Source organism: Nocardioides sp. SYSU D00065 (assembly GCF_017916425.1).
Classification (GTDB): Bacteria; Actinomycetota; Actinomycetes; order Propionibacteriales; family Nocardioidaceae; genus Nocardioides.
The window spans coordinates 1-14,281 of sequence record NZ_JAFMSX010000001.1; the positions used below are offsets into that span (position 1 = coordinate 1).

12 protein-coding genes are annotated in these 14,281 nt (G+C 72.7%); 1 reads left to right on the forward strand and 11 read right to left on the reverse strand.

The window, feature by feature from the left end; translation table 11 throughout:
* Positions 1-410 precede the first annotated feature (410 nt).
* The 9 genes from J3P41_RS00005 to argC are packed head-to-tail and all read right to left on the reverse strand — an operon-like array spanning position 411 to position 9,668.
* The gene (locus J3P41_RS00005) at positions 411-974 is read right to left on the reverse strand and encodes a DNA-3-methyladenine glycosylase (RefSeq protein ID WP_210443098.1); all 564 of its coding nucleotides are present in this window, start codon (positions 972-974) and stop codon (positions 411-413) included.
* Positions 958-2,397 (reverse strand): argininosuccinate lyase, encoded by a 1,440-nt coding sequence (argH, locus tag J3P41_RS00010; protein WP_210443100.1) that lies wholly within the window; start codon positions 2,395-2,397, stop codon positions 958-960. The genes J3P41_RS00005 and argH overlap by 17 nt, the downstream gene beginning before the upstream one ends.
* Positions 2,397-3,827 (reverse strand): argininosuccinate synthase, encoded by a 1,431-nt coding sequence (argG, locus tag J3P41_RS00015; RefSeq protein ID WP_210443102.1) that lies wholly within the window; start codon positions 3,825-3,827, stop codon positions 2,397-2,399. Before argG ends, argH begins: the two co-directional genes overlap by 1 nt.
* Positions 3,824-4,396, reverse strand: a complete 573-nt coding sequence (locus tag J3P41_RS00020) for an arginine repressor (RefSeq protein WP_374192853.1) — start codon at positions 4,394-4,396, stop codon at positions 3,824-3,826. The genes argG and J3P41_RS00020 overlap by 4 nt, the downstream gene beginning before the upstream one ends.
* A gap of 5 nt (positions 4,397-4,401) precedes the next feature.
* Positions 4,402-5,325: an ornithine carbamoyltransferase gene (gene argF, locus J3P41_RS00025; RefSeq protein WP_210443108.1), complete on the reverse strand. Its 924-nt coding sequence runs from the start codon at positions 5,323-5,325 to the stop codon at positions 4,402-4,404.
* Positions 5,322-6,527, reverse strand: coding sequence for an acetylornithine transaminase (locus J3P41_RS00030; protein ID WP_210443110.1), 1,206 nt, complete (start codon positions 6,525-6,527; stop codon positions 5,322-5,324). The genes argF and J3P41_RS00030 overlap by 4 nt, the downstream gene beginning before the upstream one ends.
* Positions 6,524-7,492 (reverse strand): acetylglutamate kinase, encoded by a 969-nt coding sequence (gene argB / locus J3P41_RS00035; RefSeq protein ID WP_210443113.1) that lies wholly within the window; start codon positions 7,490-7,492, stop codon positions 6,524-6,526. Before argB ends, J3P41_RS00030 begins: the two co-directional genes overlap by 4 nt.
* Positions 7,489-8,640: a bifunctional glutamate N-acetyltransferase/amino-acid acetyltransferase ArgJ gene (argJ, locus tag J3P41_RS00040; protein ID WP_210443115.1), complete on the reverse strand. Its 1,152-nt coding sequence runs from the start codon at positions 8,638-8,640 to the stop codon at positions 7,489-7,491. Before argJ ends, argB begins: the two co-directional genes overlap by 4 nt.
* The gene (gene argC / locus J3P41_RS00045; RefSeq protein ID WP_210443117.1) at positions 8,640-9,668 is read right to left on the reverse strand and encodes an N-acetyl-gamma-glutamyl-phosphate reductase; all 1,029 of its coding nucleotides are present in this window, start codon (positions 9,666-9,668) and stop codon (positions 8,640-8,642) included. The genes argJ and argC overlap by 1 nt, the downstream gene beginning before the upstream one ends.
* A gap of 89 nt (positions 9,669-9,757) precedes the next feature.
* On the opposite strand from argC, the gene J3P41_RS00050 reads away from it, so the two are divergent.
* On the forward strand, positions 9,758-10,561 hold the full coding sequence (locus tag J3P41_RS00050) for a maleylpyruvate isomerase family mycothiol-dependent enzyme (RefSeq protein ID WP_210443120.1): 804 nt from the start codon (positions 9,758-9,760) through the stop codon (positions 10,559-10,561).
* Between the two features lie 83 nt (positions 10,562-10,644).
* On the opposite strand, the gene pheT is transcribed toward J3P41_RS00050, so the two are convergent.
* On the reverse strand, positions 10,645-13,131 hold the full coding sequence (gene pheT, locus J3P41_RS00055) for a phenylalanine--tRNA ligase subunit beta (RefSeq protein ID WP_210443122.1): 2,487 nt from the start codon (positions 13,129-13,131) through the stop codon (positions 10,645-10,647).
* A 15-nt stretch (positions 13,132-13,146) separates the two neighbouring features.
* Positions 13,147-14,247 (reverse strand): phenylalanine--tRNA ligase subunit alpha, encoded by a 1,101-nt coding sequence (gene pheS / locus J3P41_RS00060; RefSeq protein WP_210443125.1) that lies wholly within the window; start codon positions 14,245-14,247, stop codon positions 13,147-13,149.
* Positions 14,248-14,281 lie beyond the last annotated feature (34 nt).

Sequence of the window (14,281 nt, forward strand, 5' to 3'; positions counted from 1 at the left end):
TAAGAGCCACATCCCCTGACTGAACAAAACTGACATCTGTCAGAATCATTGTCAAAGAAACCGCGACCATCACCAGCACCCACCCACAAGGAGCAGACACCAGAAACAGCCAACGGGGCATAACAAACTAATTCGTCGACTAATCAAACACACTGTTGAGTTCTCAAGAATCAGACGCACCCGTTCCTCGCCGGCTTGGCCGGCTCGGTCGCGGGGCAACCTGCAGAAACTTACCGGGCGCTTGGCTCGCAGTCAAACTCGCGGGCTTCGTGCTTCGGTGGTCGGTGCCGGTTTCCGCCTCAGCTGACCTTCTGGCCAGGAGGCGGCGCCACTTGCAGCGACGAGAAGAACTGTAGACCCTTCCCCGGACACATGCCAAACCGGGGGTGGCCGGAAGACAAAGTCGCAGGTCAGCGGCCTGTACGGCGCGGCGCCGCCGGTCGGTACGTGCTGACGGTCGGGTCGTCGGTGATCCAGAATCGCCAGGGCCGGTCCGCCGCGTGGCGAAGACCGACTCGGGGTCCGGTGCTGATCGAGGCCGGTCGCTCCCCCGGCGCCAGTGCCGGACGCACGCCGTTGTGCGTGAGGTCGATGCCCATCGCCCGGCACAACCGAGCCGGCCCGCGCGCGAGCTCGCGGTCGGTGCTGCCGGACCGACGCCCGCGCGCGACCTCGAGGCCGTCCACCACCTCGCCGGCGCGCAGCAGCACTGCTCCGGGATCGCCGGCCGGTCCGGTCACCAGGTTGGCGCAGTGGTGCATGCCGTAGACGAAGTAGACGTAGAGGTGCCCGGGCGGTCCGAACATCACCGCGTTGCGCGCGGTCTGGCCGCGGAAGGCGTGCGATCCGGGGTCGGCCGGACCGGCGTACGCCTCCACCTCGGTGAGGCGCACCGAGACGTCCCCGTGGGTGAGCACCGCACCCAGCAGGCGTGGCGCGACCTCGACCGGGTCGCCCTCAGCCCAGGCGGGCACGGTGCTCCGAGCTGGCGGTGCGCAGCTCGTCGAGCTGCCCGCGCACCCGCGCCGGTGCGGTCCCCCCACGCCCCGAGCGGGAGGCGACCGAGCCCGCCACGGTGAGCACGGAGCGCACGTCGGGGGTCAACGCCGGTGAGATCGCCGCCAGGTCCTCGTCGCTCAGGTCGGGCAGGTCGCAGCCGAGGTCCTCGCAGCGGCGCACGCACGCGCCGGCGAGCTCGTGCGCGTCGCGGAACGGCACGCCCTGGCGCACCAGCCACTCGGCCACGTCGGTCGCCAACGAGAATCCCTGGGGAGCGAGCTCGGCCATCCGCGCCCCGTCGAACGTCAGGGTCGCGACCATGCCGGTCACCGCCGGCAGGAGCACCTCGAGCGTCGAGACGGAGTCGAAGACCGGCTCCTTGTCCTCCTGCAGGTCGCGGTTGTAGGCCAGCGGGAGCCCCTTGAGCGTGGCCATCAGTCCGGCGAGGTTGCCCACGAGGCGACCGGCCTTCCCGCGGGCGAGCTCGGCGACGTCGGGGTTCTTCTTCTGCGGCATGATGCTCGAGCCGGTGGACCACGAGTCGTGGAGCGTGGCGAAGCCGAACTCGCGCGTCGTCCAGAGGATCACGTCCTCGGCGAGGCGAGACAGGTCGACCCCGACCTGCGCGGTGACGTACGCGAACTCCGCGGCGAAGTCGCGCGCGGCAGTGCCGTCGAGGGAGTTCGCCGACGAGCCGGTGAAGCCGAGCTCGGACGCCACCGCCTCGGGGTCGAGACCGAGCGTCTGTCCGGCGAGCGCCCCGGACCCGTACGGCGAGTCGCCCGCGACGCGGGCGTCCCAGTCGCGCAGCCGCTCGACGTCGCGCACCAGCGGCCACGCGTGCGCCAGCAGGTGGTGCGCGAGGAGCACCGGCTGCGCGTGCTGCAGGTGCGTGCGCCCGGGCATCACCACGTCGACGTGAGCCGCCGCCTGGCTCGCCAGCGCGTCGACGAGGTCGAGCACGAGCAGGGAGACGGCTCGGGCGTGGTCGCGCAGGTAGGCGCGGAACAGCGTCGCGACCTGGTCGTTGCGTGAGCGCCCGGCACGCAGTCGGCCGCCGACCTCGGGTCCGACCTCGTCGAGGAGCAGCCGCTCGAGCGCGCCGTGCACGTCCTCGTCCGACTCGGCCGGCTGCAGCGCGCCCGCGGCGTACCGCTCCCCCAGCACCGACAGCCCGCGCAGCAGCTCGGCGTGGTCGCCGTCGCTCAGCAGGCCGGCCCGGTGCAGGGCGTTGGCGTGAGCGCGCGAGCCGGCGAGGTCGTAGGGCGTGAGCTGCCAGTCGAAGTGCGTCGAGCGCGACAGCGCCTGGAGCTCCGGGGACGGCCCGCTGGCGAAGCGGCCACCCCACAGCGACCCCTCGTTGGTGGTGCCCCGGCTGTCGGGGTGTGCGTCAGGCATCAGTCGGTCCCGAACTCCATCGCGGCGTGCTCCAGGGCGGTCTCGTCGGCCGATCCGTCGACGGCCGGGTTGTCGGTGATCTTGTCGTAGCCGCCGGACTCGATGGCGCCGAACAGGGTGCCGTTCTCGACGAGCACCTGGCCCTGGTCGAGCGGCTGGGCGGCGTACAGCTCGAGCTTGGCGCGCGAGTCGGCGATGTCGAGGTTGCGCATCGTGAGCTGGCCGATTCGGTCGGTCGGCCCGAAGGCGGCGTTCTCGGTGCGCTCCATCGACAGCTTGTCGGGGTGGTAGGAGAAGGCTGGACCGCGAGTGGCGAGGATCGAGTAGTCATCGCCACGACGCAGACGGAGGGTGACCTCGCCGTCCACGAGCGAGGCGATCCACCGCTGCACCGACTCGCGGATCATCAGCGCCTGCGGGTCCAGCCAGCGGCCCTCGTAGAGCAGCCGGCCGAGCTTGCGGCCCTCGTTGTGGTACTGGGCGACGGTGTCCTCGTTGTGGATCGCGTTGACCAGGCGCTCGTAGGCGATGAACAGCAGCGCCATGGCGGGCGCCTCGTAGATGCCGCGGGACTTGGCCTCGATGATCCGATTCTCGATCTGGTCGGACATGCCGAGGCCGTGGCGCCCCCCGATGGCGTTGGCCTCGTGGACCAGTGCGACCGGGTCGAGGCGCACACCGTTGATCGACACCGGACGTCCCTGCTCGAAGCCGATCGTGACGTCCTCGGGCTCGATCGCCACCGAGGGGTCCCAGAACTTCACGCCCATGATCGGCTCGACCGTCTCCAGGGACACGTCGAGGTGCTCGAGCGTCTTGGCCTCGTGGGTGGCGCCCCAGATGTTGGCGTCGGTCGAGTACGCCTTCTCCTGGCTGTCGCGGTAGGGCAGGCCGTGCTCGGTCAGCCACGCGCTCATCTCGTGGCGACCGCCGAGCTCGGTGACGAAGTCGGCGTCGAGCCACGGCTTGTAGATGCGCAGGTCGGGATTGGCGAGCAGGCCGTAGCGGTAGAACCGCTCGATGTCGTTGCCCTTGAAGGTGGACCCGTCGCCCCAGATGTTGACGCCGTCCTCGTGCATGGCGCGCACCAGCATGGTGCCGGTCACGGCACGCCCCAGGGGCGTGGTGTTGAAGTACACCCGGCCGCCGGAGCGGATGTGGAACGCGCCGCACGCCAGCGCCGCGAGGCCCTCCTCGACCAGCTGCGAGCGACAGTCGACGGCGCGCGCCAGCTCCGCGCCGTACTGCAGCGCGCGGGACGGCACGCCGGAGATGTCCGGCTCGTCGTACTGGCCGATGTCGGCGGTGTAGGTGCAGGGCACGGCGCCCCGGTCGCGCATCCAGGCGACCGCCACCGAGGTGTCGAGGCCGCCGGAGAACGCGATGCCGACGCGCTCGCCGATCGGGAGGGAGGTGAGGACCTTGCTCACTGGTAGTCCTTGTCAGAAGTGTCGGTGTCGGTGGAAGGGTCGGCGTCGGCCCGGGGTGCGGGGGTGGCGTGGTGCGGGTCGTTGGCCAGGTCGAGGAAGCGCCGGACGAGCGCGTCGCCCCCCGTCGGGTCACGGCCGATGACCAGGACGGTGTCGTCGCCGGCGATCGTGCCGAGGATGTCACCCAGGTCGGCCTTGTCGAACGCGCTGGCCAGGAACTGCGCCGCGCCGGGCGGGGTGCGCAGCACGACCAGGTTGGCGCTGGCCTCGGCGCTGACGAGCAGCTCCGCGCACAGCCGGGCCAGGCGGTCGCGACCGGCGGCGCTCTCGCGGGGCGCGGAGACGGTGCGGTCGCCGCCCTCCCCCGGCACGGCGTACACGAGCACGCCGTCGGCGCCGCGCACCTTGACTGCGTCGAGCTCGACGAGGTCGCGGCTGAGCGTGGCCTGGGTGACCCGGACGCCGTGGTCGGCCAGCAGGTCCGCGAGCTCGGTCTGCGAGCGCACCGGGTGTGCGGTGACGATGTCGATGATCCGCTGGTGCCGGGCACTCTTGGTGAGAGGCGTCACGGCGGTCACGATCGCTCCAGGAGCCAGGTGAGCACGGCCTTCTGGGCGTGGCGGCGGTTCTCCGCCTCGTCCCACACCACCGACCGGGGCCCCTCGATGACGTCCTCGGCGATCTCCTTGCCCCGGTAGGCCGGCAAGCAGTGCATGACGATCGCGTCGGGCTCGGCGTGCGCCAGGAGGTCGCCGGTGACGGCGTACGGCGGGAAGATCCGCAGCCGCTCGCCGGACTCCTCCTCGCGGCCCATGCTCACCCACGAGTCGGTCACCAGGACGTCAGCGCCCTTGACGGCCTCGACCGCCTCGGCGGTCAGCTCGACGGAGCCGCCGGTGTCCTGGGCGATGTCGCGGGCACGCGCCAGGACGTCGACGTCGGGGCTGAACCCGTCGGGGGCGCCCACCACGACGTGCATGCCTGCGGAGGCGCCGGCCAGCACCCACGAGTTGCCCATGTTGCAGGCGCCGTCACCGACGAATGCGACGCGGACGCCGGCCAGGCGGCCCTTGTGCTCGCGGACCGTCTGCAGGTCGGCCAGCAGCTGGCAGGGGTGGAACTCGTCGGTGAGCGCGTTGAGGACGGGTACGCCGGCGTACTCGGCCATGGTGGTCAGGTCGTGCTGGTGGGCGGTGCGCCACACGACGGCCGCCGCCTGCCGGCCGAGGATGCGAGCCACGTCCTCGACGCCCTCGCGCGACCCCATCGCGGCCAGGCCGCCGTCGACGGTCATCGGATGGCCGCCGAGCTCGGCGATCCCGGCCGAGAACGAGACCTGGGTGCGCAGGGTGGGCCGGTCGAAGACCAGGGCGACGGTGCGGGGGCCGGTGAGCGGCTTGTGCTCGAAGGGCTCGGCCTTCATGGCGTCGGCGAGGTCGAGGACCTCGATCAGCTCGGCCGGCGACAGGTCGTCGTCGCGCAGGAAGTGGCGGGTCATGGGGTCTCCCGGGTCGAGCCGGCGGCAGCGCGGGCGGTGTCGAGGATCGCGGGCAGGGCCGCGGCGAAGGCGTCGAGGTCGTCGCGGGTGAGGACCAGCGGCGGGACGAACCGCAGCCGCGTCGGTCCGGTGGCGTTGAGGATGAAGCCGGCCTCGCGGGCGGCGACGACCGCCTCCGCGGCGTACGGGCCGTCGAGCTCGGCGCCCCGCATCAGCCCCGCGCCGGTGACCTCGACGACACCTGCCTGCTGCGCCAGCAGGTCGGCGAGCTGCTCACCGCGCTCGGTCGCCGCCTCGAGCAGACCGTCGGCGTCGAGGGTGCTGAGGACTGCGAGGGCCGCCGCGGAGGCGACCGGGTTGCCGCCGAAGGTGGTGCCGTGGTTGCCCGGCTGCAGCAGAGTCGCCGCGGTCCCGCGGGCCACGGTGGCGCCCACCGGGATGCCGCCACCGAGACCCTTCGCGAGCGTGACGACGTCGGGGTCGACGCCGTCGAGGAGCTGGTGGGCGAACCACGTCCCGGTGCGGCCGATGCCGGTCTGCACCTCGTCCAGCCACAGCAGCGCGCCGTTGTCGCGGGCGATGTCCTGCGCGGCCGGCAGGTAGCCCGAAGACGGTACGACGACCCCAGCCTCGCCCTGGATCGGCTCCAGGACGACCGCGGCGACGGTGTCGTCGACGGCGGCGGCGAGCGCGGCCACGTCGTCGTAGGGCACGAAGGTCACCTCCCCGGGCAGCGGCTCGAAGGGCTCGCGGTAGGCGGCCTTGGACGTCAGCGACAGCGCGCCCATGGTGCGCCCGTGGAACGAGCCCTGGGCCGCGACGACCCGCGTGCGACCGGTGCGGCGGGTGAGCTTGAGCGCCGCCTCGTTGGCCTCAGCGCCGGAGTTGCTCAAGAACACCCGGCCGTCGCTCCATCCCAGGAGCCCGAGCAGCCGCTCGGCCAGCGCCACCTGCGGCTCGGTGGCGAAGAAGTTCGACACGTGGCCCAGCGTGGCGAGCTGGGTGGTCACCGCGTCGACCAGCGCCGGGTGGGCGTGGCCGAGGGCGTTGACCGCGATGCCGCCGAGCAGGTCGACGTACTCCTTGCCGTCGGCGTCCCAGACGCGGGCGCCCTTGCCGCGCACGAGGGCCAGGGCGGGCGGGCCGAAGGTGTTCATCACGGCATCGGCGTAGCGGTGCTGCAGCTCGGACTGACCGGTCACGACCCGACCTCCGTGGCGTAGGGCTTGCGCATGCGGGTGGCGACGCCGGGCAGGACCTGGGTCCCGACTCCCTCGTCGGTGAAGATCTCCAGCAGGACCGCGTGCGGCTCCCGGCCGTCGACGACGGTCGCGCGGGGCACCCCGCCGGTCACCGCCTCGTAGCAGGCGCGCATCTTGGGCACCATGCCGGCGTCGAGCGACGGCAGCATCTCCCCGAGCGCCTCCGGGCTGATCTCCTGGATGAGGTCGTCGGAATTGCCGTAGTCGCGGTAGAGCCCCTCGACGTCGGTGAGCACGAGGAGCTTCTCCGCGCCCAGGGCGATCGCCAGCGCGGCGGCGGCGGTGTCGGCGTTGACGTTGTGGACGCGGCCGTGGACGTCGGGCGCGACCGAGCTGACCACGGGGACCCGACCGGCCTCGATCAGGTCGAGCACGGCCTCGGGGCGCACCTTCGACACCTCGCCGACGAGGCCCAGGTCGACCTCCTCGCCGTCGACCACGGTCGCGGTCGGCTCGGCGGTGAACAGGCCGGCGTCCTCGCCGGACAGCCCGACGGCGAGCGGCCCGTGCTGGTTGACCAGACCGACCAGCTCGCGCTGCACCTGGCCGACCAGGACCATGCGGACGACGTCCATCGCCTCCGGCGTGGTGACCCGCAGGCCGCCGCGGAACTCCGACTCGATGCCGAGCTTGTCGAGCATGCGGGAGATCTGCGGGCCGCCGCCGTGGACGACGACCGGCTTGAAGCCGGCGAAGCGAAGGAAGGCGATGTCCTCGGCGAAGGCGGCCTTGAGCGAGTCGTCGGTCATCGCGTTGCCGCCGTACTTCACCACGATCGTGCGGCCGTGGTAGCGCTTGAGCCACGGCAGCGCGGCAGCCAGCGTCCGCGCCTTCGCCGGGTCGGGCCGGCGCGGGCTCGGCAGCGGCTGGGTGTCGGGCTGGGCCTCGGTGCTGGTCTGGTTCATGAGCTGTAGGCGCTGTTCTCGTGGACGTAGGCGTGGGTGAGGTCGTTGGTCCAGACGGTGGCGCGGGCGTCGCCGGACTTGAGGTCGATCGTCACGCTGACCTCACGGCCGGTGAGGTCGACGCCCGCCGGGTCCTCCGCCGGTGTGGACTGCCGGCACACCCACACGCCGTTCATCGCGACGTCGAGGTCGGCCGGGTCGAACCGGGCCGAGGTGGTGCCGATGCTGGCCAGCACGCGGCCCCAGTTGGGGTCGTTGCCGTAGATGGCGGCCTTGAAGAGGTTGCTGCGCGCGACGCTGCGGCTGACCTCGACCGCCTCTTCCTCGGTGGCGGCGTGCAGCGTGGTGATCGCGATCTCGTGATCGGCGCCCTCGGCGTCGGCGAGCAGCTGCATGGCGAGGTCGGTGCAGGCCTGGGTGAGGGCGGCGGTGAAGTCCTCCGGCGTCGGGGTGATCCCGCTGGCGCCGCTGGCCATGACGGTGACGGTGTCGTTGGTGGACATGCAGCCGTCGGAGTCGAGCCGGTCGAAGCTGACCCGGGTGGCGGCGCGCAGGGCGGCGTCGAGCTCGGCGGCGGGCACGACGGCGTCGGTGGTCAGCACCACGAGCATCGTGGCGAGCTGGGGCGCGAGCATGCCCGCACCCTTCGCCATGCCGCCGATGGACCAACCGGCACCCTCGACCACGACGTTCTTGCTGACGGAGTCGGTCGTCATGATCGCCTGCGCGGCGGCCGCTCCCCCGTCGGGTCCGAGGGCGGCCGTGGCGGCCTCGACGCCCGCCAGCAGGCGGTCGCGGTCGTTGGCGAGCCCGATCAGGCCGGTGGAGCAGACCACGACGTCGATCGCTCCGATGCCGAGGCCCTCGGCGACCTTCTCCGCCACGGCGTGCGTGGTCTGGAACCCCTCGGGCCCGGTGTAGCAGTTGGCGCCGCCGGAGTTCAGCACGACGGCGCGCACGACGCCGTCCTTGACGACCTCCTGGCTCCACAGGACGGGGTTGGCCTTGCAGCGGTTGGCGGTGAAGACGGTGGCGGAGTCGTAGGCGGGGCCCTGGTTGACGACCAGGGCGAGGTCGGGGGCGCCGGTGGACTTGAGTCCGGCGGCGACGCCGGCGGCGGTGAAGCCGGCTGGATGGGTGACGGTCATCAGGGAGCGAGTCCGATCGTGGAGAGCCCGGTGGCCTCGTCGAGGCCCAGGGCGAGGTTCATGCACTGGACGGCGGCGCCGGCGGTGCCCTTGGCGAGGTTGTCGACCACGGCCACCGCCACGAGTCGTCGTACGCGCTCGTCGACGGCGACCTGCACCTGCACGGCGTTGGAGCCGAGCACCGACTGGGTCTGGGGCCACTGGCCCGCGGGCAGGAGGTGCACGAACGGCTCGTCGGCGTACGCGCCCGCGTAGGCGTCGCGCACCGCGCCGGCGTCGACGCCGTCCAGCACCGGTGCCTGCACGGTGGCGAGGATGCCGCGCGACATCGGCACGAGCAGCGGTGTGAAGCCGACGGCGACGGGGCCGCCGTGCACGCCGCTGAGGTTCTGGACGATCTCGGGCGTGTGGCGGTGCGCGCCGCCGACGCCGTAGGCGCTGGCGTTGCCGATCACCTCGCTGCCGAGCAGGTGCGGCTTGGCCGCCTTGCCGGCCCCGCTGGTGCCGGACGCGGCGACGACGGTCACCTCCGGCTCGACGAGTCCGGCCGCCAGGGCCGGCACGATCGCGAGGGTCGACACGGTCGGGTAGCACCCGGGCACGGCGATCCGGCGCGCGCCCCGCAGTGCGTCGCGCTGGCCGGGCAGCTCGGGCAGGCCGTAGGGCCAGGACCCGGCGTGGTCGCCGCCGTAGTACGCCGTCCACTCCCCCGGGTCGGTCAGCCGGAAGTCGGCGCCGCAGTCGATGACGACGGTGTCCTCGCCCAGGTCCTGCGCGATGGCGGCGGACTGGCCGTGCGGGAGGGCGAGGAACACGACGTCGTGGCCGGCCAGCGTCTCCACCGAGGTGTCGGTCAGGACCCGGTCGGCGAGCGGCAGCAGGTGCGGCTGCAGGGCCCCGAGCCGCTCTCCGGCGTTGGATCCCGCGGTCAGGGTGCCGATCTCGACCTCGGGGTGGCCCAGCAGGAGGCGCAGCACCTCGCCCCCGGCGTACCCGCTGGCTCCGGCCACGGCGACTGATGCGGTCATGTGCATGACTATACATCGGCTTGCATGCCCGCTGCACCGAGGGCGGAAACACTGCGGCGCGGCGTCGCTCGCATCACTACGGTGATCGGGTGAGCCGACTGCCAGCAGACACCTACCTCGCCCATCTCCGGTCCGAGTCCGCGCGATTCCGCGAGGTGCTGGCCGGCTGCGACCCCGACGCCCGCGTGCCGGCGTGTCCCGACTGGAGCGCCGCCGACCTGCTCTGGCACCTCGCCACGGTGCAGCGCTGGTGGGCGGAGGTCGTCACGACACGGCCCGCCCGGCCCGACGACGTCGAGCCACCCCGCCCCGGGACGTACGCCGACCTGCTCGCGACCTTCGACGAGTGGTCGCACGACCTCGTCGAGGTGCTGGCGGCCGCCGACCCGCGCGAGGAGGCCTGGAACTGGTCGGACGACCACACCGTCGGGTTCATCCTGCGCCGTCAGGCGCACGAGGCGCTGGTGCACCGGGTCGACGCCGAGCAGGCCGCCGGGCTCCAGAGCCTGCTGGACCCGACGCTCGCCGCGGACGGGGTGCACGAGTGCCTCGACGTGATGTACGGCGGTCTGCCGCCGTGGGGCGCGTGGGAGCCCGGCGAGGGACTGGTGCGCGTCGACGTCACCGACACCGGTGAGGGATTCTGGGTCCGCTTCGGGACGTTCTCCGGCACCGACCCGGACAGCGGGACGTCGTACGCCGACGAGGAGGACTTCCACGTCGTGCCGGCGCCCGAGGACGAGGAGGTCGAGCCGGACGCCGTGGTCGACGGCACCGCGCAGGCGCTCGACCTGTGGCTGTGGAACCGCGCGGACGACGCCGCGATCTCGGTCGCCGGCGACCCCGAGGTCCTGGCCCGGTTCCGCGCGGTGGTGGCCTCGCCGATCAACTGACGCGCGGCGCCGCCGCAGACGCTCGCCCCGCAGTGGAGACCCGGACCGCTCGGTGCGGTCCGGGCTCCACCGTCGTCGGCTCGTCAGGCGCGCTGGACGGCGCCGGTGCGCTCAGCGGCGAGCGCCACCGCGGCGTCGCGGGCGGCAGCGGCCTCGCCCTCCTTGAGCGTCCGGTCGGACGCGCGGAAGCGCAGCGCGTAGGCCAGCGACTTGCGACCCTCGCCCACCTGGTCACCGGTGTAGACGTCGAAGAGCCGGATCGACTCCAGCAGGTCGCCGGCCCCATCACGCAGGGCGGCCTCCACGTCGGCGGCCGGCACCGAGGTGTCGACCACCAGGGCGACGTCCTCCTTGGCGACGGGGTAGGACGAGTACGACGGTGCGGGACGCAGGTGGACGGCCTTGTCGATCAGGACGTCGAGGTCGACCTCGGCAGCCACGCTGCGCGCCGGAAGCCCGAAGGCCCGGCACACGACGGGGTGGACCTCTCCGGCGTGGCCGATGACCTCGCCGTCGACGGACAGCTCGGCGCAGCGTCCGGGGTGCCACGGCGCCAAGGCGGCCGCGGATGCCTCGACCTCGAGTCCCAGGGCGGCGGCCGCCGACCGCACGGCCTCGACCGCGTCGGCCCAGCCGACCTGCCGCGCCCCTCCCCACCAGCCCGGCGCGTCGGCGTCACCGGTGGCGACGACGGCGAGGTGCAACGGCTGCGCCGGCAGGGCGGCGTCCAGCGCCGCGAGCTCCTCGTCGGACGGACGGCGGTCGACCGGCAGGATCGGGGCCGGCCCGGCGTGGCGCGGCAGCGTGACGGTGGCGGTCTCGAAGACCGCCACGTCGGTGGTGCCGTGCCCGACGTTCTTGCCGGCGGTGCGGAGCAGGCCCGGGAGCAGCGTCGAGGTCATGAACGCGGCCTCGGCGCTCAGCGGGTTGGACAGGCGCAGCAGGTCGCGGCGCGGGTCGTCGGCGGGCAGCCCGAGGTCGTCCAGGTCGGCCTCGCCGACGAACGGGAAGTTCACGACCTCCACGTAGCCCTCGCCGGCCAGCGTGCGCCCGATACGCCTGCGCAGCTGCTGCGCGCGGGTCAGGCCGCGGCCCGACGGTGGCGTCGGGAGGACCGACGGCACCTGGTCGTAGCCCACGAGGCGGATGACCTCCTCGGAGAAGTCCTGGGCGTCCGTGAGGTCGGGGCGCCACGGCGGGGGCGTGACGGACAGCGTCCCGGACCCGGACACCTCGCAGCCGACGGCGCGCAGGCACTCCGCGCTGCGCTCCGCCGAGATCTCCATGCCGGAGACGCGGGCGGCGAGGTCACCGGCCACCTGGATCGTCGGCATCGCGGGCGGGGTGCCGACGACTGTCACACCCGGGTCGGCCACCGCGCCGCCGTGCTCGACGAGGAGCTCGACCACCCTGTCGGCCGCGGCCTCGCAGATCGTCGGGTCGACCCCGCGCTCGTTGCGCTTGCCGGCCTCGGAGGTGATCTTGTGCCGACGCCCGGTGCGGAACATCGACACCGCGTCCCAGTGGGCCGCCTCGACGAGGATCGAGGTGGTGGAGCCCGACATCTCGGTCGTCTCCCCGCCCATCACGCCGCCGAGACCGATGATCCCCGAGTCGTCCGCGACGACCAGGTCGCCCGGGTCGAGTGCGCGGTCGGCACCGTCGAGGGTGGTCAACCGCTCGCCGGGGCGCGCGCGTCGTACGACGAGGGCGCCCTGGACCTTGTCGGCGTCGTAGCCGTGGATGGGTCGGCCGGTCTCGAGCATGACGTAGTTGGTGACGTCGACGGCCAGGGAGATCGGCCGCATCCCGGCGGCCGTGATGCGCCGGACGATGTGGTCGGGCGTCGGGGCGCTCGGGTCGAAGCCGGTGACGCGGCGAGCGACGAACACCGGGCAGCCCTCGGGGTCCTCGACGAGGACCGGGTGGCCGTCGGGGTTCGCCGGCGGCGTGTCGCGCAGCGCGGGGTCACGGAAGCCGCTCGCACCCTCGACCGAGACCAGCACCTCGCGGGCGATGCCGCGGATGGACAGCGCGTAGGCGCGGTCGGGGTTGATCTCGAGCTCGATCGTCTCCTCGTCGAGCCCCAGCACCGGGCGTACGTCCTCGCCCGGCTTCCCGGCGTCCTCGGGCAGGACGATGATCCCGTCGTGGTCGTCGCCGAGGCCGAGCTCGCGGGCGGAGCAGATCATGCCCGCGGACACGTGCCCGTAGGTCTTGCGGGCGCTGATCTCGAACCCGCCCGGCAGCACGCCACCGGGCAGCACCGTGACCACGAGGTCGCCCGGTGCGAAGTTGTGCGCCCCGCAGACGATGCCCTGCGGCTCGCCGGTGCCGTTGGCGTCCCCGACGTCGACGGTGCACCAGTTGATGGTCTTGCCGTTCTTCTGCGGCTCGGGCTTCATCGTCAGCACGCGGCCGATCACGAGCGGGCCGGTGATCTCGCGACCGGGGCTCTCGACCGCCTCGAGCTTGAGCCCGGTCAGCGTCAGCCGGTCGGTGATCTCCTCGGTCGTCGTGCCGGCCGGCACGTCGACGTGCTCCAGGATCCAGGACAGGGGTGCCTTCATCTGCGTGGTCCTCTCTCAGATCTCGGTGCCGAAGGCGGACGAGAAGCGGACGTCGCCCTCGAAGAGTGCACGCAGGTCCTCGAGGTCGTGGCGGAACATGAACGAGCGGTCGATGCCCATGCCGAACGCGAAGCCGGAGTAGACGGCGGGGTCCACGCCGCACGCCACGAGCACGCGCGGGTTGACCACCCCGCAGCCGCCCCACTCGATCCAGCCCTCGCCGCGGCAGGTGCGGCACGCGGCCTGTCCCTCCCCGCCGCGGCAGACGAAGCAGCGCACGTCGACCTCGGCCGACGGCTCGGTGAACGGGAAGTACGACGGCCGGAACCGCGTCGTGATGCCGTCGCCGAACAGCTGGGAGGCGAAGTGGTCGAGCGTGCCCTTGAGGTGGGCCATCGTGATGCCCTCGTCGACCACGAGGCCCTCGACCTGGTGGAACATCGGAGAGTGGGTGGCGTCGTACTCGTCGGTGCGGAAGACCCGGCCCGGGCACACCACGTAGATGGGCGGCTTGCGGGTCAGCATCGTCCGCGCCTGCACGGGCGAGGTCTGCGTGCGCAGCACGACGTGGTGGTCCGCCGGCTCGGTCCAGAACGTGTCCTGCATGGTGCGCGCCGGGTGGTCGGGACCGAGGTTGAGGGCGTCGAAGTTGAGCCACTCGGCCTCTACGACCGGCCCCTCGGCGACCTCCCAGCCCATGGCGACGAAAAGGTCGGCGATGAGCTCGGACTGCAGGGTGATCGGGTGGCGTCCCCCGCGTCGGTGCCGCGTGGTGGGCAGGGTGACGTCGACGGCCTCCTCAGCCAGCATCCGCTGCTCGTGCTCGGCCTCGAGGACGCGCTGGCGTGCCGCCAGCGCCTGGTTGACCGCACCCCGGGCCTGGCCGACGCGCTGACCGGCCTCCTTGCGCGCCTGGGGCGGGAGCGCGCCGATCTCCCGGTTGGCCAGGGCCAGCGGGGAACGGTCCCCGGCGTGGTCGAGGCGCACCTGCTTGAGGGCGTCGAGGTCGGCGGCGGCGGCGATGGCCGCCAGGGCCGCCTCCCGCATCTCCTCGACGTGCTCGGCCTTGAGCGGGGTCACTTCGACGGGGTCGTAGTCGGTGTTGGGGCCGGACATGGCTCTCTCTCGCGCAGCGCTACGCAGATCGCTG

Excerpts from the sequence above, each read along its gene's own strand:
- argH (WP_210443100.1), bottom strand. The coding sequence starts at position 2,397 with ATGCCTGACGCACACCCCGACAGCCGGGGCACCACCAACGAGGGGTCG.
- pheT (WP_210443122.1), bottom strand. The coding sequence starts at position 13,131 with ATGAAGGCACCCCTGTCCTGGATCCTGGAGCACGTCGACGTGCCGGCC.
- pheS (WP_210443125.1), bottom strand. The coding sequence starts at position 14,247 with ATGTCCGGCCCCAACACCGACTACGACCCCGTCGAAGTGACCCCGCTC.
- argF (WP_210443108.1), bottom strand. The coding sequence starts at position 5,325 with ATGACCCGCCACTTCCTGCGCGACGACGACCTGTCGCCGGCCGAGCTG.
- argJ (WP_210443115.1), bottom strand. The coding sequence starts at position 8,640 with ATGACCGTCACCCATCCAGCCGGCTTCACCGCCGCCGGCGTCGCCGCC.
- argC (WP_210443117.1), bottom strand. The coding sequence starts at position 9,668 with ATGACCGCATCAGTCGCCGTGGCCGGAGCCAGCGGGTACGCCGGGGGC.
- argB (WP_210443113.1), bottom strand. The coding sequence starts at position 7,492 with ATGAACCAGACCAGCACCGAGGCCCAGCCCGACACCCAGCCGCTGCCG.